The organism is Chryseobacterium sp. MHB01, from assembly GCF_034651565.1.
In the GTDB taxonomy this organism is placed as follows: domain Bacteria; phylum Bacteroidota; class Bacteroidia; order Flavobacteriales; family Weeksellaceae; genus Chryseobacterium; species Chryseobacterium nepalense.
Window position 1 is genome coordinate 127,655 of the sequence record NZ_JAYEDA010000010.1, and the last position, 20,157, is coordinate 147,811.

At 37.3% G+C, this 20,157-nt stretch carries 22 protein-coding genes and 1 tRNA gene; 14 read left to right on the forward strand and 9 right to left on the reverse strand.

Going from position 1 to position 20,157, the window contains the following annotated elements; genetic code table 11:
- Positions 1-4: 4 nt before the first annotated feature.
- The 4 genes from U9K52_RS16175 (at position 5) to U9K52_RS16190 (ending at position 3,157) form a co-directional block, all read left to right on the forward strand.
- Positions 5-1,429, forward strand: coding sequence for a hypothetical protein (locus U9K52_RS16175; RefSeq protein WP_322927358.1), 1,425 nt, complete (start codon positions 5-7; stop codon positions 1,427-1,429).
- A 119-nt stretch (positions 1,430-1,548) separates the two neighbouring features.
- Complete coding sequence (locus U9K52_RS16180; protein WP_263601460.1) at positions 1,549-2,004, forward strand: DUF1801 domain-containing protein; 456 nt, start codon at positions 1,549-1,551, stop codon at positions 2,002-2,004.
- 91 nt (positions 2,005-2,095) lie between these two features.
- Entirely contained in the window at positions 2,096-2,638 is a 543-nt protein-coding gene (locus tag U9K52_RS16185; RefSeq protein ID WP_322927359.1) for a YiiX/YebB-like N1pC/P60 family cysteine hydrolase, read from the forward strand.
- A 207-nt stretch (positions 2,639-2,845) separates the two neighbouring features.
- Entirely contained in the window at positions 2,846-3,157 is a 312-nt protein-coding gene (locus U9K52_RS16190) for an NIL domain-containing protein (protein ID WP_322927360.1), read from the forward strand.
- Between the two features lie 73 nt (positions 3,158-3,230).
- Here the strand turns inward: U9K52_RS16190 and murA are convergent, their stop codons facing one another.
- Both murA and U9K52_RS16200 read right to left on the reverse strand, forming a co-directional pair.
- Positions 3,231-4,538: a UDP-N-acetylglucosamine 1-carboxyvinyltransferase gene (gene murA, locus U9K52_RS16195; protein WP_248391146.1), complete on the reverse strand. Its 1,308-nt coding sequence runs from the start codon at positions 4,536-4,538 to the stop codon at positions 3,231-3,233.
- A gap of 2 nt (positions 4,539-4,540) precedes the next feature.
- Entirely contained in the window at positions 4,541-5,209 is a 669-nt protein-coding gene (locus U9K52_RS16200) for a DUF4290 domain-containing protein (RefSeq protein ID WP_322927361.1), read from the reverse strand.
- A 178-nt stretch (positions 5,210-5,387) separates the two neighbouring features.
- Between U9K52_RS16200 and U9K52_RS16205 the strand changes: the two genes are divergently transcribed.
- Positions 5,388-6,818 carry an alpha-amylase gene (locus tag U9K52_RS16205; protein ID WP_322927362.1) on the forward strand — a complete coding sequence of 477 codons (1,431 nt, stop codon included), beginning with the start codon at positions 5,388-5,390 and terminating at the stop codon, positions 6,816-6,818.
- 69 nt (positions 6,819-6,887) lie between these two features.
- On the opposite strand, the gene U9K52_RS16210 is transcribed toward U9K52_RS16205, so the two are convergent.
- On the reverse strand, positions 6,888-7,301 hold the full coding sequence (locus U9K52_RS16210) for a thiol-disulfide oxidoreductase DCC family protein (RefSeq protein WP_248391152.1): 414 nt from the start codon (positions 7,299-7,301) through the stop codon (positions 6,888-6,890).
- A gap of 11 nt (positions 7,302-7,312) precedes the next feature.
- Positions 7,313-7,774, reverse strand: a complete 462-nt coding sequence (locus U9K52_RS16215; RefSeq protein ID WP_263601456.1) for a heme-binding domain-containing protein — start codon at positions 7,772-7,774, stop codon at positions 7,313-7,315.
- A gap of 289 nt (positions 7,775-8,063) precedes the next feature.
- Between U9K52_RS16215 and katG the strand changes: the two genes are divergently transcribed.
- Positions 8,064-10,343, forward strand: coding sequence for a catalase/peroxidase HPI (gene katG / locus U9K52_RS16220; RefSeq protein ID WP_322927363.1), 2,280 nt, complete (start codon positions 8,064-8,066; stop codon positions 10,341-10,343).
- 176 nt (positions 10,344-10,519) lie between these two features.
- Here katG and U9K52_RS16225 read toward each other — a convergent pair.
- A tRNA-Gln gene (locus U9K52_RS16225) sits at positions 10,520-10,590 on the reverse strand.
- Between the two features lie 253 nt (positions 10,591-10,843).
- On the opposite strand from U9K52_RS16225, the gene der reads away from it, so the two are divergent.
- Together der and upp are read left to right on the forward strand one after the other, a co-directional pair.
- The gene (gene der, locus U9K52_RS16230) at positions 10,844-12,154 is read left to right on the forward strand and encodes a ribosome biogenesis GTPase Der (RefSeq protein WP_248391157.1); all 1,311 of its coding nucleotides are present in this window, start codon (positions 10,844-10,846) and stop codon (positions 12,152-12,154) included.
- 78 nt (positions 12,155-12,232) lie between these two features.
- The gene (upp, locus tag U9K52_RS16235) at positions 12,233-12,886 is read left to right on the forward strand and encodes a uracil phosphoribosyltransferase (RefSeq protein ID WP_312171347.1); all 654 of its coding nucleotides are present in this window, start codon (positions 12,233-12,235) and stop codon (positions 12,884-12,886) included.
- Here the strand turns inward: upp and U9K52_RS16240 are convergent.
- The 3 genes from U9K52_RS16240 to U9K52_RS16250 form a co-directional block, all read right to left on the reverse strand.
- Positions 12,875-13,564: an alpha/beta hydrolase gene (locus U9K52_RS16240; RefSeq protein ID WP_322927364.1), complete on the reverse strand. Its 690-nt coding sequence runs from the start codon at positions 13,562-13,564 to the stop codon at positions 12,875-12,877. The two genes, upp and U9K52_RS16240, sit on opposite strands and share 12 nt — an antisense overlap.
- A gap of 83 nt (positions 13,565-13,647) precedes the next feature.
- Entirely contained in the window at positions 13,648-14,073 is a 426-nt protein-coding gene (locus tag U9K52_RS16245) for a hypothetical protein (protein ID WP_248391164.1), read from the reverse strand.
- An 81-nt stretch (positions 14,074-14,154) separates the two neighbouring features.
- The gene (locus U9K52_RS16250; protein ID WP_322927365.1) at positions 14,155-14,808 is read right to left on the reverse strand and encodes a ComF family protein; all 654 of its coding nucleotides are present in this window, start codon (positions 14,806-14,808) and stop codon (positions 14,155-14,157) included.
- A 104-nt stretch (positions 14,809-14,912) separates the two neighbouring features.
- Here U9K52_RS16250 and U9K52_RS16255 point away from each other — a divergent pair, with 104 nt between their 5' ends.
- The 5 genes from U9K52_RS16255 (at position 14,913) to U9K52_RS16275 (ending at position 18,519) form a co-directional block, all read left to right on the forward strand.
- Positions 14,913-15,296, forward strand: coding sequence for an acyl-CoA thioesterase (locus U9K52_RS16255; protein ID WP_322927366.1), 384 nt, complete (start codon positions 14,913-14,915; stop codon positions 15,294-15,296).
- A gap of 48 nt (positions 15,297-15,344) precedes the next feature.
- A complete protein-coding gene (locus U9K52_RS16260; RefSeq protein ID WP_066433447.1) occupies positions 15,345-15,791 on the forward strand; it encodes a 6-pyruvoyl trahydropterin synthase family protein in 447 nt (148 codons plus the stop codon).
- 23 nt (positions 15,792-15,814) lie between these two features.
- The gene (locus U9K52_RS16265) at positions 15,815-16,606 is read left to right on the forward strand and encodes a UDP-2,3-diacylglucosamine diphosphatase (RefSeq protein WP_248391170.1); all 792 of its coding nucleotides are present in this window, start codon (positions 15,815-15,817) and stop codon (positions 16,604-16,606) included.
- A 175-nt stretch (positions 16,607-16,781) separates the two neighbouring features.
- Positions 16,782-17,768, forward strand: a complete 987-nt coding sequence (locus U9K52_RS16270) for a hypothetical protein (RefSeq protein WP_322927367.1) — start codon at positions 16,782-16,784, stop codon at positions 17,766-17,768.
- Positions 17,769-17,973: 205 nt separating this feature from the next.
- Positions 17,974-18,519 carry a hypothetical protein gene (locus tag U9K52_RS16275; protein ID WP_312171325.1) on the forward strand — a complete coding sequence of 182 codons (546 nt, stop codon included), beginning with the start codon at positions 17,974-17,976 and terminating at the stop codon, positions 18,517-18,519.
- 56 nt (positions 18,520-18,575) lie between these two features.
- Here the strand turns inward: U9K52_RS16275 and aqpZ are convergent, their stop codons facing one another.
- The gene (aqpZ, locus tag U9K52_RS16280; RefSeq protein WP_323673811.1) at positions 18,576-19,304 is read right to left on the reverse strand and encodes an aquaporin Z; all 729 of its coding nucleotides are present in this window, start codon (positions 19,302-19,304) and stop codon (positions 18,576-18,578) included.
- Between the two features lie 216 nt (positions 19,305-19,520).
- Here aqpZ and U9K52_RS16285 point away from each other — a divergent pair, with 216 nt between their 5' ends.
- Positions 19,521-20,141: a DUF5715 family protein gene (locus U9K52_RS16285; protein ID WP_263601449.1), complete on the forward strand. Its 621-nt coding sequence runs from the start codon at positions 19,521-19,523 to the stop codon at positions 20,139-20,141.
- The last annotated feature ends 16 nt before the right edge of the window (positions 20,142-20,157 follow it).

Below are 20,157 nucleotides of genomic sequence, written 5' to 3' on the forward strand. Positions count from 1 at the left end.
TTACATGATTAAACAGATTATTGCCTCAGTGATGATCACAGCTTCTATATGTGCATTTGCTCAGGTAAAGGTTGTGGAGGGGACAAAATTTACAACGGATGACAATCTTGAAACAGATGAAAAGCTGGTTCTGGCAGACGATTACAATTCTTATATGTTCAGTGCGATCAATATCGACGGGCTGATGAGAAATGTCTTTCCGCACAAAAAACTGCTGATGAGAAAACTGGATCAGAACGGAAGTCTTGTAGATACGTATATTCAGGATTATGCAAATAAAACCAACGGCGTACTTCACAATTATCTGGGATCTCAACAGATTGATGAAGACAGATTGGTGGCATTTACAGAAGAATATTTCGGTAAGGAAAACAGGAAAGAAGTTTTTCAGCATGTTTTCAGTAAAAAAACGGGAAGTTTTACGACAAAAAGCATCGCAAAATATACGATTGAATCCACAAACAGATCGGGGACAACTTATGTAGTTTTTTCTGAGAACGGGAAATATGCGGCCGTGTTCAACGACAGATATGCAACGAAGAAAACGGATAACGTTAATGATGCTCTGGTAATCGATTTAAGAACATTAACACCGCTTTGGAATAAAGAAATTACGTTAAGCAGTGATTATGTGGAAAAATCTTTAACCCTAACAAATTCCGGGAAGATCGTTTTGCTGCGTAAAGCTGCCGGCTGGAAAGAATCTTACAAAATGGAAATGGTTTCTAATACAGAAGATAAAGATTTACCTTTTGATGATAAATATATTCCTGAAAAATTATACGCAATCAGCAAAAATGACAATGATTATCTGGTAACTTTCGGAAGAAAAAACCAGGCGGTTACAATGGGCGGAAGTACTTTCGGAACGGTAATGTTTTATGATATTAAATCTGGAAAAGCGGTAATCAGCAATACCAATCTTGCAGGAGCCAAAGACATGAGCGACGTAAAAGTAATTAAGACCATCATAAAAGGCGATGAGGTTTTAATGGCGGTTCAGCAGGAAACGGTTTCGAGACCGATGCCTACAGCAATGAATCGTTTTCCGGATCCTGTTTATACACTTGATGTAGGCGTTTTAATGAAATTCAATAAAGAAGGGGAGGTAAAACAGTTTGTACCACTGGGAAGCAATCCTTCAGGAAGAAGAGTTCAGGTGATTGAATCCGGAGACAATCTGTATGTTTCCGCATTTTATCCAAAAGGTGCATTCGGAAATACAGGTTTTTCAATGAAAGCTTTCGATTTCGGCAGTCTGGCTCCAAAAGAACTTACGTTAGATTATAAGGGAAGAAATTTCTTCCAGAATTACGGCTTTACGGACGGGAATCTGGTGCAGTTTGTTCCGGCTACCAATAAATTACTGTTCCTGGACAAAGACGGTAAAAATGTTCAGATGTTCAGCATTTACAATTTTGTGAAATAATTTTTTCATCAGAGAAATATTGATAGATCAGCTTTAAATTTTAAAGCTGATTTTTTATTGATTTAAAATCCGGTTCCATTAAATTTTCGTTATTTTGAAAAAATTATAAAACTGAAAAAATGCAGATAGAATCCATTTCAATAGATGATTATATTTCAAAGATCCCTGAAGAAAGACAGGAGGTTTTCAGAAAGCTTTTTAACACCATTAGCGACAATTTACCGGAAGGTTTTTCGCAAAGCAGCAGCTACGGAATGATTGGATGGGGAGTTCCACTGGAAACATATCCGGCAGGGTATCATTGTGCTCCGGGAACACCTTTGCCTTTCATCAGTATTGCTTCACAGAAGAATTTTATTGCATTTTACCATATGGGAATGTATGCAAAACCTGATCTGTTGGATTGGTTCGTGGAAGAATTTCCCAAATATTCTAAAAGAAAACTGGATATGGGAAAATCTTGTGTGCGTTTCAAAAAAATGGATGATATTCCCTTTGAATTAATCGCTGAAGTAAGTAAAAAAATGACGGTTCAGGACTGGATCGATTGTTATGAAGCAAATTTTAAAAAGTAAATTTCTCTGTGCTCTTTTAGCGGCACTATATATTTTCACTTGTATTCTAAGCTGCCGGAGTTACAGGACTTCTGACCTGCTAAACGGGGATTTGCTTTTTATAACGGCGAAAAGTACCGGGCTTTCCGGAGCAATTAATAATGTTACCCAGAAACAGGAAAATGCCTCTTTCGATCACATCGGAATTCTGGAGATAGCAAATGGAAGTGCCTATGTTTTGCATGCAGCTCCGAAAGGCGGTTCCCAAAAGCAAAAGCTGGAAGATTTTCTGGAAGATCAGTCCGAAGACGGGCAAACGGTTGTTGTTTATCGCTTAAAATCTCAGTATCAGTATGCAATACCTTCAGCTGTTGAAAAAGCAAATGCCATGTTGGGGAAACCGTATAATTTTGATTATATTCTGAATGAAAATTCTTACTACTGCTCAGACTATATTGAAAGAGCATTCAGGAAAAATCATATTTTCAAGCTTGAACCAATGACTTTTATTGATCCTGCGACAGGGAAAACCAATGCTTTCTGGGAGGATTTTTACGATAAGAAAGGTCTTAAAGTTCCGGAAGGCGAACCCGGCTGTAATCCTAACGGACTGGCTGCTTCAGAAAAGCTTGAAAGGATAAAGCTGCTTAAATAAAATAACGGTAAAAAAGAAATAATAACGGATTCATAAGAGTCCGTTTTTTTATGGAATTTCAACTGAAAAGAAAGAGTTAAAATAATATTCAAATAAATTTTAAAAATAATACTCTACTAATTTGGTAGACTAATATTTTTTTATATTTTTGTCTAAGCTTAACCAACAGAAAAATGAGCATTAGTTTTTAACCTAAAAAGTTTTGTTATGATAACACCTAATCCAAGCCTGCAGGTTGTAAATGGTAAAATAAACCTGCCTAAAAAAGAATTGATCCTGGAAATTGAACTGAACGGTAAAATGAAGTTTGAACAGCTGATGAATACTATATATAATCAGTTTGGGATCTGTCACAAGGTGTTATCAGCCAATGTTGAATATGTAAATGGGAGAAGCTTCGGATCTGTTCAGCTGTATATCAATGTAAGTTCGGAGGACTACGACGCACTGGAAGTGTATCTTAATAAAAATAAACTTCTGAGTACTACTGTAGAATATATCTGCAGAAAGTATTTATAAGATAGGTTCATATAGTTTTAATTACAAAAAGCGTCCGGTGAAAACCGGACGCTTTTATATATTAATTGCAGTGCTAAATTCTTTCGATATCTGCTCCAATAGCTTTTAATCTTCCATCAATATTTTCGTAGCCTCTGTCGATCTGTTCAATATTGTGGATGATTGATTTTCCTTCTGCAGAAAGCGCCGCAATCAGAAGAGCATTTCCAGCTCTGATATCAGGAGAAACCATGGTTGTTCCTCTTAGCGGAGTTTCCTGATTCAGCCCGATTACCGTTGCACGGTGCGGATCGCAAAGAATGATCTGAGCGCCCATGTCAATCAGTTTATCCACGAAAAATAATCTTGATTCGAACATTTTCTGGTGAACCAAAAGACTTCCTTTCGCCTGTGTTGCTACCACAAGAATGATAGATAGAAGGTCTGGTGTGAATCCCGGCCATGGAGCATCAGAAACAGTAAGAATAGAGCCATCAATAAATTTCTGGATTTTATAATTTTCCTGAGTCGGGATGAAAATATCATCGTTGCTCTGCTCCAGCTGAATACCCAGCTTTCTGAATGTATTCGGGATAACGCCAAGCTGGTTCCAGTTGACGTTTTTAATGGTAATTTCAGATTTGGTCATGGCTGCAAGACCGATCCAAGATCCGATTTCCACCATATCCGGAAGCATGGTATGTTCTGTTCCGTGAAGATGGGAAACGCCTTCGATTGTTAATAAATTTGAACCAATTCCTGAAATATTTGCTCCCATTCTGTTCAGCATTTTACATAATTGCTGAAGATATGGTTCGCAGGCTGCGTTATAGATTCTTGTTTTTCCTTTCGCTAATGCTGCAGCCATCACAATATTGGCAGTCCCTGTTACGGAAGCTTCCTCCAATAAAATAAATTTACCGTTAAGCTCTTTTGCTGTTAAAGAATAAAAGAATTCTTCTTCGTCATAATGAAATTCAGCGCCAAGTTCTACTAATCCCTGGAAATGGGTATCTAATCTTCTTCTTCCAATCTTGTCACCTCCCGGGGTCGGCATATATGCCTCGCCATATCTTGCCAGCATAGGACCCATAAGCATGATGGAACCTCTTAGCTTTGCCCCGTCTTTTTTAAATTCATCGGATTTGATGTAATCAAAATTAACTTTGTCTGCTTTGAAAGTATAATCGCCGTGTCCGTTCTTGGTAACTTTCACTCCAAAATCACCGAGAATTTCAATTAATCGATTAACGTCGTGGATATCGGGAATATTTTTAATTCTTACCTCCTCATCAGTTAATAAGACGGCACAAAGAATTTGTAGAGCTTCATTTTTTGCTCCTTGTGGAGTAATTTCACCTTGCAGTCTTTTTCCTCCTCTTATCTGAAATGTTCCACTCATGTTTACTTTCTGTTTTTATTATGATTGTTGTTGTTATTGTTGTGTCTTCTTTTGTTGTTAGATTGGTTTCTGTTGTTAGTCTGGTTTCGGTTGTTATTATTACGGTTGTTGTTATTGCTTGTATAATAGATTTTACTTTTTTCCAGTGTATCTATTCCCGTAAGATCCAGTCTGTTTTCAGAAAGTTCTTTCAGGTGGCGGAAAATAACATCATCGGTAACGTGTTCTTTGTTATATACGTTATAAGACTTCTTCATATTATTGGCAATCACCTCAATCAGGGCTTCTTTTTCGTCTCCCTGTTCCAGTCCGATTGCTTTTTCTATTAATTGAAGAATACTTTTCCCGTAGAATTTGAAATCACCCTGAAGTTTAGGGTATTCCATTCTTTTAGGCCGCTCTGCCAGCTGTTCCCTTGTAGGGAAAGGGTATGGCGAATCTACGTCAAGGTCGTAATCGGCAAGAATGAAAAGATGATCCCAAAGTTTATGCTTATAGTTTTCTTCGTCGCGAAGCTGTGGGTTTCTCTGACCCATAAAATCAATGATGCCCATTGCCATCTCGCTTCTCTCTTCTTTTGAAGGAAGCTCTTTGCAACGTTCAACCAACAGTTGTATGATTCTGCCATATTCCGGCAGTTGAAGCTTATTTTTTTGGGTGTTGTATTCCATAGTATGCAAATATATGGATTAATAGAAAAATTGTACCGAAAATCTTTAAAGTTTATCAATTTTTAATGATGTTTTAAATAAGAATTTATGATGATAATAAAAATTATTTCACAATCACTTGAAATTATTTTAATAAAATTGTAATTTAGGTAACACTTTAATAATCAAAAAATAAGATATGAAAAAAACTCAATTTTTACTTTTAGCACTGGCCTTAGGCTTTGTTTTTTCATGCCGGGAGAATAATGGAATTGCAGATGATACTTCGGTTCAGAAAGAAGTTCACAATAAAACCGTACATGTAACCCATCATGACGGACGGCCTTTCAGTACCGGAAATTCTCCCTATGCAAAATTTGTTGCCGGTCCGGGCGGAAGTGTTCTCATGCAGGGATTTTATTGGGATGTACCGGATGGAGGAAACTGGTGGAATACCGTAAAAGGAAAACTGACCGATTGGTCGAATGCCGGAATTGGTGCCGTATGGCTTCCTCCCGCATCAAAAGCACAGAATGGTGCATATTCAATGGGATATGATCCTACTGATTATTATGATTTCGGAAATTACAATCAAAACGGAAGTATTGAAACGCGTTTTGGATCCAGGACAGAGCTCGAAGCGTTGATCACAAAAGCCCACGCAGAAAATATGCAGGTATATGCGGATATTGTCATTAACCATAACAGCGGCGGCCAGTCGGAGTATAATCCCTATGTAGGTTCAAATACCTGGACCAATTTTTCGGGTGTTGCTTCAGGAAAGTTTCCAAGAAGCTATAACGATTTTTATAAAAATTCTTACGGAAATAATGATGAAGGTGCTTTCGGAGGCTTCCCAGACTTATGCCACGCCAATCCGTATGTTCAGGACTGGCTTTGGGGAAGGGATGATTCTATCGGAAAATATTATAAAAATATTATGAAATTTGATGGCTGGAGATTCGATTATGTGAAAGGTTTCGGACCTTGGGTGGTTAATACATGGAATTCCAATGTCGGCGGATTTTCTGTAGGTGAGCTGTGGGACTCTAATGTGAATACACTTGAATGGTGGGCTAATAATGCTAATAGTTCAGTGTTTGATTTTGCCGCCTATTATAAAATGGATGATGCATTCGACAATGGGAATCTGAATGTTTTGAATGATGATATGATGTGGAAACGAAATCCTTTTAAAGCAGTGACGTTCGTTGCCAATCATGATACGGATATTATCTACAATAAAATGCTGGCTTATGCTTATATTTTAACGCATGAAGGATATCCTACAATCTTCTACAGAGATTATGAAGAATGGCTGAATAAAGAAAGATTAAACAATCTCATCTGGATTCACAATAATAAAGCAACGGGAACAACATCTATTCTGTATACCGATAATGATGAATATATCGCAAGGAGAAACGGGTATAACGGAAATCCGGGACTGGTAGTGTACATCAATAATTCTTCAAGCTGGCAGGAACGCTGGATACAGACCAACTGGGCCAGTCAGCAGATTAAAGATTTTACCGGCAGCTCAAGCTGGTACCCGACAACGCAGTCTGATAAATGGGTGAAAATCCAATGTGCACCGAAGTCGTATTCCGTTTGGTCTTTGAATCAATAATATCTAAAAAATGAAGACTGTTTCACAGGAAGCAGTCTTTATTTTTAAGCTTATATTTATTCTAAAACTTTAAACCTGAATAAATTTGGCCCGCTGATGCGGAGTCGGTAAATAACATTTCTGATTGGCAAGTTTCATTCTGTTTTTAGAAACGATATCATACATTTTATCGCTTAAAAAGGAAGGAATAATTTTTCCTAAAACCGAAAATCTGTAAATACCCCCCAGAAGATTAGCAATTTTTAAAACAGCTTTGGATTTCTCAAGATAATATTGGCCGGGTTTCCATAGATACATAGTATTGAAAACTTTTGTATTCAGCCCTCTTTCAGATAGGAATTTTTGGCCAAAATCAGATTGAAGGGAAGCAAACATGAACTGGTCTTTTTTATCTCGTTCCAGAATCCATTGTACCCAGAAATTGCATACTCCGCAATCGCCGTCAAAAAATACGATGTGTTTGTTTTCCCAGTTTTCTTCCATGATGTTAAGATTTAATAAAACATTTTCCTTTCCGTTTCCGTTTTCTCTCTTTTAAAATAATCTATCAGAATCTTTCTCTGTTCATCACTTAACTTTGCATTTTGATGTCCTATAAAATAGGAATCAAGTGGCATCTCTTTGCTTTCAACCATTTCTATGCATTCCTGCAATTTATGTGCCTGATCTTTTTGCTCATACATCGCAAACGTAGAAAAATTAAGTTCTTTCCGTCCTTCATCAATATGATTTTTCATAATCCAGGAAGCCGGCGCTATATTGGAATACCAAGGATACGTGGTTTCATTAGAATGACAGTCATAGCACGAAACTTTAATCAGTTTGGCAATTTCGGGCTGTGTATTTTTTATTTTTAAAAAATCCATTCCGGGAGTAGGTGCAGGATTGGTCTTGTCGATAGGAAAGAACTGGATAATAATAAATGCTACCAGGATAACAGTTAAAACTTTTTTCATATTTCAATGTTTAAGAATAAATAAATGTACCATAAAATTTTTAATTTTATGCGTAATCAATCTTTGAAATATTTAAATTTAAAAAGTAATTTATTTTTCTTCTGTCTGAATTTAAACCTATTATAAATATATTTCTGATTAATTCTTAAATTTAACAGTAATCAAAATAAATACTTATATAATCGCTTTTAACTATCATAAAAATATTATTAATAGATTATATTGATTGAAAAACTTGCGTAAGTTTGTTTCAGCGATAATTAATAAATCAACATAAAATTAAACGACAATGGAAAAAGATTTGAATGACATCAGTAAATGCCCGTTTCACAACGGATCTATGAAAAAAGAAAACGTTGCCGGCGGAGGCACTAAAAATTCAGACTGGTGGCCGGATCAGCTGAAAGTAGATATTCTTCGACAGCATTCATCATTATCCAATCCGATGGATAAAGATTTTGATTATGCAGCAGAATTTAATAGTCTGGATCTTGAAGCAGTAAAAAAAGACCTTCATGATTTAATGACGGATTCGCAGGAATGGTGGCCTGCGGATTTTGGACATTACGGTCCTTTGTTTATCCGTATGGCATGGCACAGTGCCGGGACATATCGTGTAGGAGACGGAAGAGGGGGTGCCGGCGCAGGGCAGCAACGTTTTGCACCGCTGAACAGCTGGCCGGATAATGTGAATTTAGATAAAGCAAGAAGGCTGCTTTGGCCGATCAAACAAAAATATGGTAAGAAAATTTCCTGGGCAGATCTTATGATTCTTACGGGAAATGTAGCCCTGGAATCTATGGGCTTTAAAACGTTTGGGTTTGCGGGCGGTCGTGAAGATGTTTGGGAACCGGATATGGATGTTTACTGGGGGGCTGAAAAAACATGGCTCGGCGGTGATCTTCGGTATGCCCACGGTTCAGACGGGGTGGTTGAAAGTCGCGGAGTACTGCCCACCGATGACGATGCAGACGGTGATATCCACACAAGAAATCTGGAAAAGCCTCTGGCTGCAGTACAAATGGGACTCATTTATGTAAATCCTGAAGGTCCGGACGGAAACCCGGATCCTATAGCAGCGGCAAAAGATATCCGTGATACTTTTGGAAGAATGGCAATGAATGATGAAGAGACGGTAGCCCTCATCGCCGGAGGTCATACTTTCGGAAAAACACACGGGGCAGGACCGGCAGATCATGTAGGAAAAGAGCCGGAAGCAGAAAGTATTGAAGCACAGGGATTCGGATGGAACAGTACTTACAATTCCGGAAAGGGAAGAGATGCAATCTCCAGCGGCCTTGAAGTTACCTGGACTGAAACCCCTACCCAATGGAGCAATAACTTTTTCAAAAACCTTTTTGAAAACGAATGGGAGCTCACCAAAAGTCCTGCCGGTGCTCATCAGTGGGTTGCGAAAAACGGCAGCGAAACCATCCCGGATGCTTTTGATCCTGATAAAAAGCACAGACCAACCATGCTTACAACAGATCTTTCCCTGAAATTTGATCCGGAATATGAAAAAATTTCAAGAAGATTTTACGAAAACCCTGACGCTTTTGCTGATGCATTCGCAAGAGCATGGTTTAAACTTACTCATAGAGATATGGGCCCGAGAGCCCGTTATCTCGGACCTGATGTTCCTTCTGAAGAACTCATCTGGCAAGATCCAATCCCTGCAGTAGATCATGTACTTATTCATAATTCTGACGTTGAAGCATTGAAATCTAAAATCCTTAATTCCGGATTAAATATTTCAGAACTGGTGTCAACAGCCTGGGCTTCCGCATCAACGTTCAGAGGGAGCGATAAAAGAGGAGGGGCCAATGGGGCGAGAATTCGTCTGGCGCCTCAGAAAGACTGGGAAGTCAATAATCCTGCTCGGTTGCAAAAAGTTTTAAGTACTTTGGAAAATATTCAGAAAGAATTTAATGAAAATCAGACCGGAGGCAAAAAAGTTTCATTAGCAGATCTCATTGTCCTTGCAGGAAGTGCAGCGGTTGAAAAAGCAGCAAAAGATGCAGGATATACGATCATTGTTCCGTTTTCACCGGGAAGAGCCGATGCTTCACAGGAACAGACTGACGTAGAATCCATGCAGTTTTTGGAACCTTTGGCTGATGGATTCAGAAATTATTTAAAGAAAAAATTCTCCGTTTCCACAGAATCTTTATTGATTGATAAGGCACAATTATTAACGCTTACTGCTCCTGAGCTTACAGTTTTAATAGGAGGAATGCGTGCTCTGAATACTAATTTTGACGGTTCTCAACATGGCGTTTTCACCCAAAGACCGGGAACACTTACCAATGATTTCTTTGTCAATCTTCTGGACATGAATACGAAGTGGAAATCGGTTTCCGATGATAATGAGCTGTATCAGGGGACAGATCGCAAAACAGGAGAGAATAAATGGACGGCGACACGGGCAGATCTTGTTTTCGGATCTAATTCTGAGCTAAGAGCTATTGCTGAAGTGTACGCAAGTTCAGATACTCATGAAAAATTTGTAAATGATTTTGTTTCCGCATGGGTGAAAGTAATGAACCTGGATCGCTTTGATCTTTTTTAATTTAACATCATTATAAAATTGATAAAAGACAGTTAAGAAATGAACTGTCTTTTTTTATTGATTACAATAATTATTTTATTTCCAACAACTGTTTCGGCTTGATCAATCAGTTTTAAATTGGAAATTTACTTTAATAAAAAAAGCCTTGTAATTTAAATAATTAACAAGGCTTTCCGTAGACCCACAGGGATTCGAACCCCAGATGACTGAACCAAAATCAGTAGTGTTACCGCTACACCATGGGTCTGTATTTCTATGTCGCGAAATTATATAAATTATTTTAAAAATAAAAATGAAATGGTGAATATTTCCGGGAAACAGTCGTTTTTTTACTGATATTCAAAGAATTATTTTTCCTAAAATTTACATAGATGTATTGCAATAAAACCTTCATTTAAATTAAAACTGTATCTTTGCAAAAAAAAATTGGGCTCCAAAGGTTGGAGAAACCCATTAATAACCTGTCCTGAGCCTATCTCAGGATTATTAAACATTTTTTTATGTCGAATATAGTCGCGATCGTTGGGCGCCCCAACGTAGGAAAATCCACGTTATTTAATCGTTTATTAGAAAGAAGGGAAGCTATTGTAGATTCTACTGCAGGGGTTACCAGAGACCGTCATTACGGAAAATCCGACTGGAATGGGGTGGATTTTACCGTAATCGATACCGGTGGGTATGATGTAGGAACCGATGATATCTTTGAAGAAGAAATCCGTAAACAGGTACAGCTGGCTGTGGATGAAGCTACTTCTATTATTTTTATGATGAACGTGGAAGACGGGCTTACTGATACAGACTACGAAATTTACAGGCTTTTAAGAAGATCAAACAAGCCCATTTATATTGTCATCAATAAAGTAGATTCTTCAAAAGAAGAACTTCCGGCAACGGAATTTTATCAGCTGGGAATCGATAAATATTATACCTTGTCTTCTGCAACAGGTTCCGGAACGGGAGATTTGCTGGATGATGTTGTAAGAGATTTTCCGACTACAGAATACAAAGACCCTTTTGAAGGCCTTCCTAAAATTACCATCGCAGGACGTCCGAATGTAGGGAAATCTACCCTTACGAATGCCTTGCTGGATGTGGAAAGAAATATCGTTACTGATATTGCAGGAACAACAAGAGACAGTATCCAGACGCTTTACAATAAATTCGGACACGAATTTGTACTGGTAGATACCGCAGGAATGCGTAAAAAATCTAAAGTAAATGAAGACCTGGAGTTTTATTCTGTAATGCGTTCCATCCGTTCCATAGAATTTTCAGATGTGGTGATTATCATGGTGGATGCTACCCAGGGTTGGGAATCTCAGGATATGAACATCTTCAGTCTTGCGCAGAAAAACAGGAAAGGAATTGTGATTCTGGTGAATAAATGGGATCTTATTGAAGATAAGCAGACCAACACCATGCGTGATTTTGAAAAACAAATCAAAGATAAGATCGGTCAGTTTCAGGACATTCCAATTTTGTTTACATCGGCATTAACCAAGCAGCGAATCCTGAAAGCGGTTGAAGTAGCCATGCAGGTGTACGAAGACCGTAAGAAAAAGATCAAAACTTCAAAATTAAACGAAGTTATGCTTCCGATTTTTGAGGGAACACCTCCACCGGCAAATAAAGGAAAATATATCAAGATCAAATATTGTGTGCAGCTTCCTACGCCGTCACCGCAGTTTGTTTTCTTCTGCAACCTGCCACAGTATGTAAAAGAACCATACAAGAGATTTACTGAAAATCAGCTGAGAAAAGAATTCGGGTTTACCGGAGTTCCTATTGAAGTGTATTTCAGACAAAAATAAATGACCATCCCTTTCAGATTTTTTTGAAAGGGATTTTATTCTTAATTATTCATATTTTAGATAAAATTTTCCCCGATAATGAATACAGTTGTACTATCAGAACAGTTTTCTTTGGTTAATTCATGGATTAACGAGCTCAGGAATGTCAATATTCAGCATGACAGGATGAGGTTTCGCAGGAATATGGAAAGGATTGGAGAAATCGCAGCCTTTGAAATTAGTAAAAACCTGGAACAGAAGGAAATTGAAATTCAGACGCCACTGGATACAATCAGGGTTAAAGAAATTGCTGTTCAGCCGGTTATTACAACAATCTTGAGAGCCGGAGTTCCTCTGTTTGAAGGAATGCTGAATTATTTTGATAAAGCCGACTGCGGTTTTGTGGCGGCTTACAGAAAACACGATGCCAATGATTATTTCTCTATCAAACAGGATTATTTAACATGTCCTGATATCGAAGGCAGGCCTTTGATTGTCGGCGATCCTATGCTGGCTACCGGAGCGTCTTTAATTGAAGCGATCAAAGATTTGTTGACTCACGGAAATCCCAGTCAGTTGCATATTGTAGCAGCAATTGCTTCAAAACAGGGAGTTGAAACCATAGAAAAAGCTTATCCTGAAGCAAAAATTTGGGTTGGCGCTATTGATGAACATCTTACTTCAAAGGGATATATTACACCGGGTTTGGGGGATGCCGGAGATCTTAGCTACGGAGAAAAATTACAGAGATAAAGTCCAGAAATCTTTCATAATGGTAAGTAAAAGGTCGATTCTTATTTTATCCAGCGGATGTTTTGTGTCCGGAAGTACGACCAGTCTTGCATCTGGGATGCTTCTGTAAACCTCTATACTTTCTTCAAGTGTTATCATGTTATCCTGATCTCCTACCATAATCTGCACGGGAATATTTATCATTGAAAGGTTATTTTTTAAAGGAGGGTTCTTGCCTAAAAAAACCATCAGATCGGCGATGGAATGCAATAGCTGTTTCCATTTTTTTCCGTGCTGTGCTTCCAGAAGTCCTGCGTATTTGGGAACCTTTTCGGCAATGGTTTCAGGATCTAACATTTTACTTTCCCGTAATGCCTGTTCTTCCGTCCAGTTGAATTTTGTTCCCATTGTTATCACAGAATTCAGTCTTTCAGGGTACTGTGCAGCGTAGCAAAGGGCTACGTAACCGCCCATGCTGTGTCCGAAAATATAAATATCATGAAGATTATTTTTTTCGATGAATTCTTTCAGCTCATGCGTGTATTTTTCAATGCTGATTCCGTCTTCCGGAATTTCAGAAGTTCCGTGCCCCGAGAACAGAGGGGTATGAATGGAAAAATATTTTGAAAGCTCCGGTTTGAAAGGCTCAAAGATTTGGCTATGTCCTAAAGCGCCGTGAAGTAAAATAAGATTCAGCATGGTGATTGTTTTTCGGAAAATTACTAAATTTATTGTATTGATTATATGAAAAATTCCATGTTGAAAGAAAATTTCAATGTAATTTATTCATCATTTAATCTCTTTACATTTCCGATAAGCCCGGGTCGTAGACGCCAAAACAATCTCTTACCGTTTATCCAGATCGAGTCGTTGTCATCAATTTTCCAGTCTGCAAAGTCAGCCCAATAAAAAAGTCCGTTAACTTTCATTAACGTTACATCATGAATAACTGCATTTGTATCTTTATCAAAAGGTTTGAAATTAAAATGTACAATATCCTCAAATTTTAATTCTAAAACTGTTATTGGAGAAAATTGTCGCTGAAATAGTAATGATGCAGTGAGTTTATTTTCAAAGTGCATCGCGAGTTTTTCGTCGATATATTCCTTTGTAGTAATATAAATATCACGCAGACAGCTATCATGAAAATAACCATAGCTCTCCAAAAGTGTATTGATGTCTTTCTGATCTTTTATTTCTTTCCACATAAGTTTTGTTATATACAGTTACTATTAGCTCAAATATACGAAGTTTCATACTGCAACAATTTGGAAACTTAAATCATACCGCTACACATCCATCGCCATCACCAGTACGTTTACCGTATTATTACCCGCTTTGAGAATTTCCCATGCGATAGAAGCAATCGTATTTCCCGTTGTGTATACGTCATCAATAAGAAGTATATTTTTTTGAGTTATGCTTTTTGTAACAGAAAATACATTTTCCGACTTTAACCGGTTCTGTTTATCTTTTAGGGCCTGTGCTTTTGAGTACTGATTTCTTCTGATTACATCATGATCAAATGGAATTCCGTAAAATGCAGAAAGTTTTTCAGTAAATACATGAAGCTGGTTGTACCCTCGTTCTTTCAACTTTTTGGGATGCAGCGGAACGGAAACCATCAAATCTGGCTTTTGATCTTTAAAATCAAGTCGGGTAGTGGTCCATTCTGCCAATATTTCTCCTGCTTTTTCCCTGCTTTTGTATTTTAATTCATGAATGATTTTTCTGCTGAGATTTTCTTTTCCAAACTGCATCAAAGCAAAGGTATTTTCAACAGGAAAAAGAAGCCTGCATCTTTCTTTAATTAAATTATCATCAAAATAACCGGAATGGATAAAGTCAATACGGCCGAAACACAGCTCACAAACCAGAAGATCAGCCGATATAATACAATTGCAGCCCAGACAACGGTTAGGAAATAAAATATCTAAAATCATTTGTGTAATTTTCTGCTAATATACTAACTTCGGAAATTTGTTTATTTAACTAAATTTCGGCAGATTCCGTAATTTTATATTTTATTTGAATAAATACTAAAGAAATGGGTTTGATTTATGAAAAACAGGTTGTGATAACAGAAGAGCATATCGACAGGAATAACCATGTCAATAATGTTCAGTATGTAAAATGGGTGGAGGAGATAGCCGGTGAACACTGGGATTTCGTAAAGCATAAAACCAACAATCCCGAGGATATATGGATGCTCCTGGATCATCATATTCGATATAAAAAGCAGGTGTATCTCGGGGAGTTGCTTACCATAAAGACCTATCCTAAAGCCCCTGAAGGAATCAGGCAGCCCAGAAAAGTGGAATTCTACTGCAACGATCAGCTGGTGGTAGACTCATTGACGCTCTGGGTTTTCATTGATAAAGAAACGCAACGGATTATAAGACTGGAAAGTGACTGGCTGGATATTTTGTAGTTGTTCTTACAAAACCGAAACTCAAAGCAAATTCCTTATCTTTGCCCTATGATACGAATTACAAAAATTTTTACATTCGAAACAGCCCACGTGCTGTACAATTACGATGGAAAATGTAAAAATATGCATGGACATTCCTATAAACTGTTTGTAACGGTAAAAGGAAAACCAATCAATGATTTGGAACACCCTAAAAATGGGATGGTAGTAGATTTTGGAGACATTAAAAGTATCGTAAAATCTGAAATTGTAGACGTCTGGGATCATGCGGTGCTGATTAACGGACTGTCGCCGCATAAAGAACTGGGAGAAGACCTTGAAGGAAAAGGACATAAAGTAATTTACTGTACCTTCCAGCCGACCTGCGAAAACATGCTGTATGCTATTGCGGCAAAAATAAAGTCAAAACTTCCGGAAGGGATTTCTCTGGCTTATCTTAAGCTCCACGAAACGGAAAACTCCTATGGAGAATGGTTTGCGGAAGATAATCAGTAATTTAGATCAATAAATATTCAGAAGTGTTAAAGACTACCATTAACTTAGAACCTGGAAAAAAAGTATATTTTGCTTCCGATCAGCATTTCGGAGCACCGGATCCGAAGGCAAGCAAAGTGCGTGAAGAGCACTTTATCCGCTGGATGGATGAAATCAAGCATGATGCTCAGGTCTTATTTTTAATGGGAGATCTTTTTGATTTCTGGCATGAATGGAAACACGTAATTCCTAAAGGTTATGTCCGTGTGCTGGGTAAAATTGCCGAACTGAAAGACCGTGGGATTCATATTTATTTTTTTGTTGGTAACCATGACCTCTGGATGAAAGACTATCTGGAGGAAGAAATAGGATGTACCGTTTTCTATACGAAACAATATTTTGAGATGGGAGGGAAGCAGTTTCTGCTTGCTCACGGCGATGGCCTCGGGCCGGGAGATAAAGGATATAAAAGGATGAAAAAAGTTTTTACCAATCCTTTTGCACAGTGGGTTTTCAGGTGGCTTCATCCGGATATAGCCATGAAAATTGCGTTGTATATGTCTCAGAAAAATAAAATGATTTCCGGTGATGAGGATAAAGAGTTTTTAGGCGAGGATAAAGAATTTCTGATTATTTATTCTAAAGAAAAACTTAAAACACAGAAAATAGATTATTTTATTTACGGACACCGCCATCTTCCTATGGTTATGGAGCTGGACGGAAAAGCAAAATATGTCAATCTGGGAGACTGGATTTCTTACTTTACCTACGGAGTATTCGAACATGATTTTCAGCTGAAAACGTTTGAGATGAACAAAAAAAGAATTACCCCATAAAGAGGTAATTCTTTGAGCGAAACAATGTTCACTCTTGTTTTTAATCCATATTCCGGTTTTGTAATTGCAATAATCTGACCAAAATTTAAATTTTATATTAAAAAAATATTAAAAAGCTGAAATTGTTTCGTTAATCGGCTTATAGTGAAACAATAAAGTGAAAAACTTCTTTGCAGTGGATACAATATTTAACATAAAAACCGAACAGGAATTTCTGTCGGAAACGCTTAGGACTTTTCGTTATCAATATGAGAATGTTGAAATTTACAGACGTTTTGTAGATTATCTGAATATTAATCCTGATGAAGTGGATGAGCTGGCGAAAATACCGTTTCTTCCCATAGAAATGTTTAAAAATCACCAGGTTATCGATAAGAATAGTAAGGCTGATCTTTTCTTTCAAAGCTCGGGAACCACACAGATGAACCTTTCAAAACATTTTATTGCGGACGAAGGCCTGTATAAAGAGAGTATTTACAAAAGCTTTGCACAGTTTATAGGAACACCGGAAGATTATATTTTCCTCGGATTGCTGCCAAGCTATCTGGAGCGTCAGAATTCTTCCCTGATTTATATGGTTGATTATTTAATGAAAAAATCCGGAAAATCTGAAAATGGATATTTTCTTTACAATCATGAAGAGCTGTTTAAACTTTTGGATAAATTAAAAAATAAAAAAGTCATTCTTTTTGGAGTTTCCTTTGCATTGCTGGATTTTATCGACTATTGTCATTCTGAACGTAGTGAAGAATCTCTGAATTTTATGGAGAATCTCATGGTAATCGAGACCGGGGGAATGAAGGGGAGAAAAGAAGAAATGACCAAAGATGAACTCCTGAAAATTTTACAGGAAGGCTTTAAGACAGAAAAAATTTATTCCGAATATTCCATGACAGAACTTCTTTCCCAGGCCTATTCACTGGGAAATAATGAATACCGGTGTCCAAACTGGATGAAAATCATGATCAGAAATGCGGAAGATCCGTTTAATTATGAAAAGGAAGGAAGAACTGGTGCTATTAATATTATCGACCTGGCAAATGTTCATTCCTGCGCATTTATTGCAACACAGGATTTGGGAAAAATGACGGGAGATCAATTTCAGGTTCTGGGCAGAATTGATCATTCTGATATTCGTGGCTGCAGCCTGCTGGTAAGTTAGGTTTGAGCGTTTTAGGATAAGAGCTTTTAAGTATGATAAATAATAGTTGCTTATTCTGATTTATCGCAGATGATCATTGGAAAATAAAAAATAGAGTCCCGAAGGGACGGCCTATAAAAGAATAGGATGCAAATCCTATTAAAATAAATTTAAATATAATTCCGAAAGATGTACAGGGCGAAATAATCCTGTCAAATTAAAAAACATGTTAAAAATAGAAGAATTGGTACATGCATTTATTTATTCTCAATGTGATTTTGAGAAAGAAATTGTATTAACCAATCATTTTCAGGCGGATTGGGAAGCTGATATTCTGATTGTAGATCCGGAAGGTTTCAGTCATGAAATTGAGATTAAACTTTCGAAAAGCGATTTTAAAAATGATTTTAAAAAATCGTACACCAATTCCAATACCGGCGAAAAATTCCTGAAGCACGATAAAATTTCCTGCGGCGATTATGTCTGCAATGCATTCAGTTTCCTGCTTCCGATGGGAATGGTAGATCATGTTCTTATTCCGGAGCACTGTGGGATCATTGAGTTTTACCATAATGTGGATTCCTGGATTACGGAGTTTTATACCATCAGAAAACCGAAAAAAGTTCATGAAGATTCTTACTGGGCACTGAATGACAAGGATTTGTTTATTCGGAAAATGGCTCTTAATTTACTGCATCGGAAAATGGAAATTAAGGGAAAGCATGAAGAATTGATCTTTAGAAATCCTTTTGATCTTAAAAAATTAAAATAAAAATACATGTATAGAAAAATCCTGTTGTTTAGACAGGATTTTTTTGTTTGATTGAATTATTCGGGAATTACAGATTCTTTTTGAAGTAAAAATTTATAAATCAGTCCGCCGGAAACAGCTCCTGAAATCGGCGCGGCCCAGAACAGCCAAAGCTGGGAAAGTGCATTGCCCTGTACAAAGATTGCCTGAGACAGCGATCTGGCCGGATTTACCGATGTATTGGTAATTGGTATTGAAATAAGATGAATTAAGGTGAGAGCCAGTCCGATTGCGATCCCTGCAAATTTTCCGTTTGCATATTTATCGGTTGCTCCCATAATAATGATCAGGAAAAAAGCGGTCAGTAAAAATTCGGTGAGGAATGCAGCACTCATAGAGTAGCTTTTCTCAAAATAAACCGGAGCATCATAAAAGTTGGTAGCAAAAGCACCAGGTGCGGAAAAATCTGCGCCTCCTGAGCCGTTTATAATCATATACAAAGCACCGGCAGCTGCTATTGCTCCGAAACATTGGGCTAAAATGTACGGCGCAAGGTCACGGGCTGAGAATCTTCCTCCGGCCATCAATCCGAAACTTACAGCCGGATTAAAATGTCCACCCGAAATATGCCCTACCGAATAAGCCATTGTAAGAACGGTAAGTCCGAAAGCAAGAGATACTCCTAAAAGTAAAATCCCCACTTGCCCGTTAGCAGAAGGTGCAATTTGGGAAGCAAATACTGCACTGCCACAACCTCCGAATACGAGCCAGAATGTGCCGAAAAATTCAGCGAAAATTTTTTTCATCATATCTGTTTTTTTTTAATGTAATCAAATGTATAATTTATATATCGAAATAAAAAGTAATTTTAAGTAGGATTAATTTGATAAATAATTGAAATAAAAACAAATTTTACACTTTTTATTTAATTTTTTTGAGGTATTTGAAATGTAAAATTATTATGGGATTTTAATAATAAAGGATAATTCATTATTTTTAGTTTGATAATTAAAACATTTTTAATGAAAAAGTTTTTATACCTGGCAATTGCTTTCTTTATTCAGGGGATTTATTATGCTCAGGAAATCAAAAAAAAATTACCATGCTATGATCTTACGGAAGTTTTGAAAGTAGAGCCTACTTTACTTTATAAACCTCATTTGGATGCTTCTAAAAGTTTCGGAATTAAGATTCTGAATGATTCAAAAGCGGTTCAGAAATACATCAACAATGGGAAATTTCACAAAATCAACAAATCAGGAAAGGGGTACCGGGTGCAAAAACTTGATTACAGCAGGGCCTGGATGGTCTCCAAAGGAAAGCTGATGCTGGAAAGAATAGGGTCGCGGTTCAGCAAAGAAACAAAAGGAAATGCATTTACGGTTTCATCCATTACAAGAACGCTCGAAGATCAGTGCAGATTAAGAAAAGTTAATACAAATGCCTCTTTGGGGATTAGTTCTCACAATTACGGTAACTCTTTTGATATCTCTTATGTCCGTTTTAATGGGGTTTTACGGAGTAATCCCACCCTTGAAGCGTCTCTGGAAAAGGTTTTGAAATATTATTATAATGCAGGACGAATTTACTATATTAAAGAAAGACAGCAAAGTTGTTTTCATATTACGGTTAAGAATTATTAATTAGTTTTCTAATATA

Coding starts and splice junctions, on each gene's coding strand:
- U9K52_RS16255 (WP_322927366.1), top strand. CDS start 14,913: ATGGGTTTGATTTATGAAAAACAGGTTGTGATAACAGAAGAGCATATC.
- U9K52_RS16275 (WP_312171325.1), top strand. CDS start 17,974: ATGTTAAAAATAGAAGAATTGGTACATGCATTTATTTATTCTCAATGT.
- U9K52_RS16175 (WP_322927358.1), top strand. CDS start 5: ATGATTAAACAGATTATTGCCTCAGTGATGATCACAGCTTCTATATGT.
- U9K52_RS16245 (WP_248391164.1), bottom strand. CDS start 14,073: ATGTGGAAAGAAATAAAAGATCAGAAAGACATCAATACACTTTTGGAG.
- U9K52_RS16250 (WP_322927365.1), bottom strand. CDS start 14,808: ATGATTTTAGATATTTTATTTCCTAACCGTTGTCTGGGCTGCAATTGT.
- U9K52_RS16285 (WP_263601449.1), top strand. CDS start 19,521: ATGAAAAAGTTTTTATACCTGGCAATTGCTTTCTTTATTCAGGGGATT.
- katG (WP_322927363.1), top strand. CDS start 8,064: ATGGAAAAAGATTTGAATGACATCAGTAAATGCCCGTTTCACAACGGA.
- U9K52_RS16180 (WP_263601460.1), top strand. CDS start 1,549: ATGCAGATAGAATCCATTTCAATAGATGATTATATTTCAAAGATCCCT.
- U9K52_RS16190 (WP_322927360.1), top strand. CDS start 2,846: ATGATAACACCTAATCCAAGCCTGCAGGTTGTAAATGGTAAAATAAAC.
- der (WP_248391157.1), top strand. CDS start 10,844: ATGTCGAATATAGTCGCGATCGTTGGGCGCCCCAACGTAGGAAAATCC.
- U9K52_RS16240 (WP_322927364.1), bottom strand. CDS start 13,564: ATGCTGAATCTTATTTTACTTCACGGCGCTTTAGGACATAGCCAAATC.
- murA (WP_248391146.1), bottom strand. CDS start 4,538: ATGAGTGGAACATTTCAGATAAGAGGAGGAAAAAGACTGCAAGGTGAA.
- U9K52_RS16205 (WP_322927362.1), top strand. CDS start 5,388: ATGAAAAAAACTCAATTTTTACTTTTAGCACTGGCCTTAGGCTTTGTT.
- upp (WP_312171347.1), top strand. CDS start 12,233: ATGAATACAGTTGTACTATCAGAACAGTTTTCTTTGGTTAATTCATGG.
- U9K52_RS16215 (WP_263601456.1), bottom strand. CDS start 7,774: ATGAAAAAAGTTTTAACTGTTATCCTGGTAGCATTTATTATTATCCAG.
- U9K52_RS16260 (WP_066433447.1), top strand. CDS start 15,345: ATGATACGAATTACAAAAATTTTTACATTCGAAACAGCCCACGTGCTG.
- U9K52_RS16200 (WP_322927361.1), bottom strand. CDS start 5,209: ATGGAATACAACACCCAAAAAAATAAGCTTCAACTGCCGGAATATGGC.
- U9K52_RS16210 (WP_248391152.1), bottom strand. CDS start 7,301: ATGGAAGAAAACTGGGAAAACAAACACATCGTATTTTTTGACGGCGAT.
- aqpZ (WP_323673811.1), bottom strand. CDS start 19,304: ATGAAAAAAATTTTCGCTGAATTTTTCGGCACATTCTGGCTCGTATTC.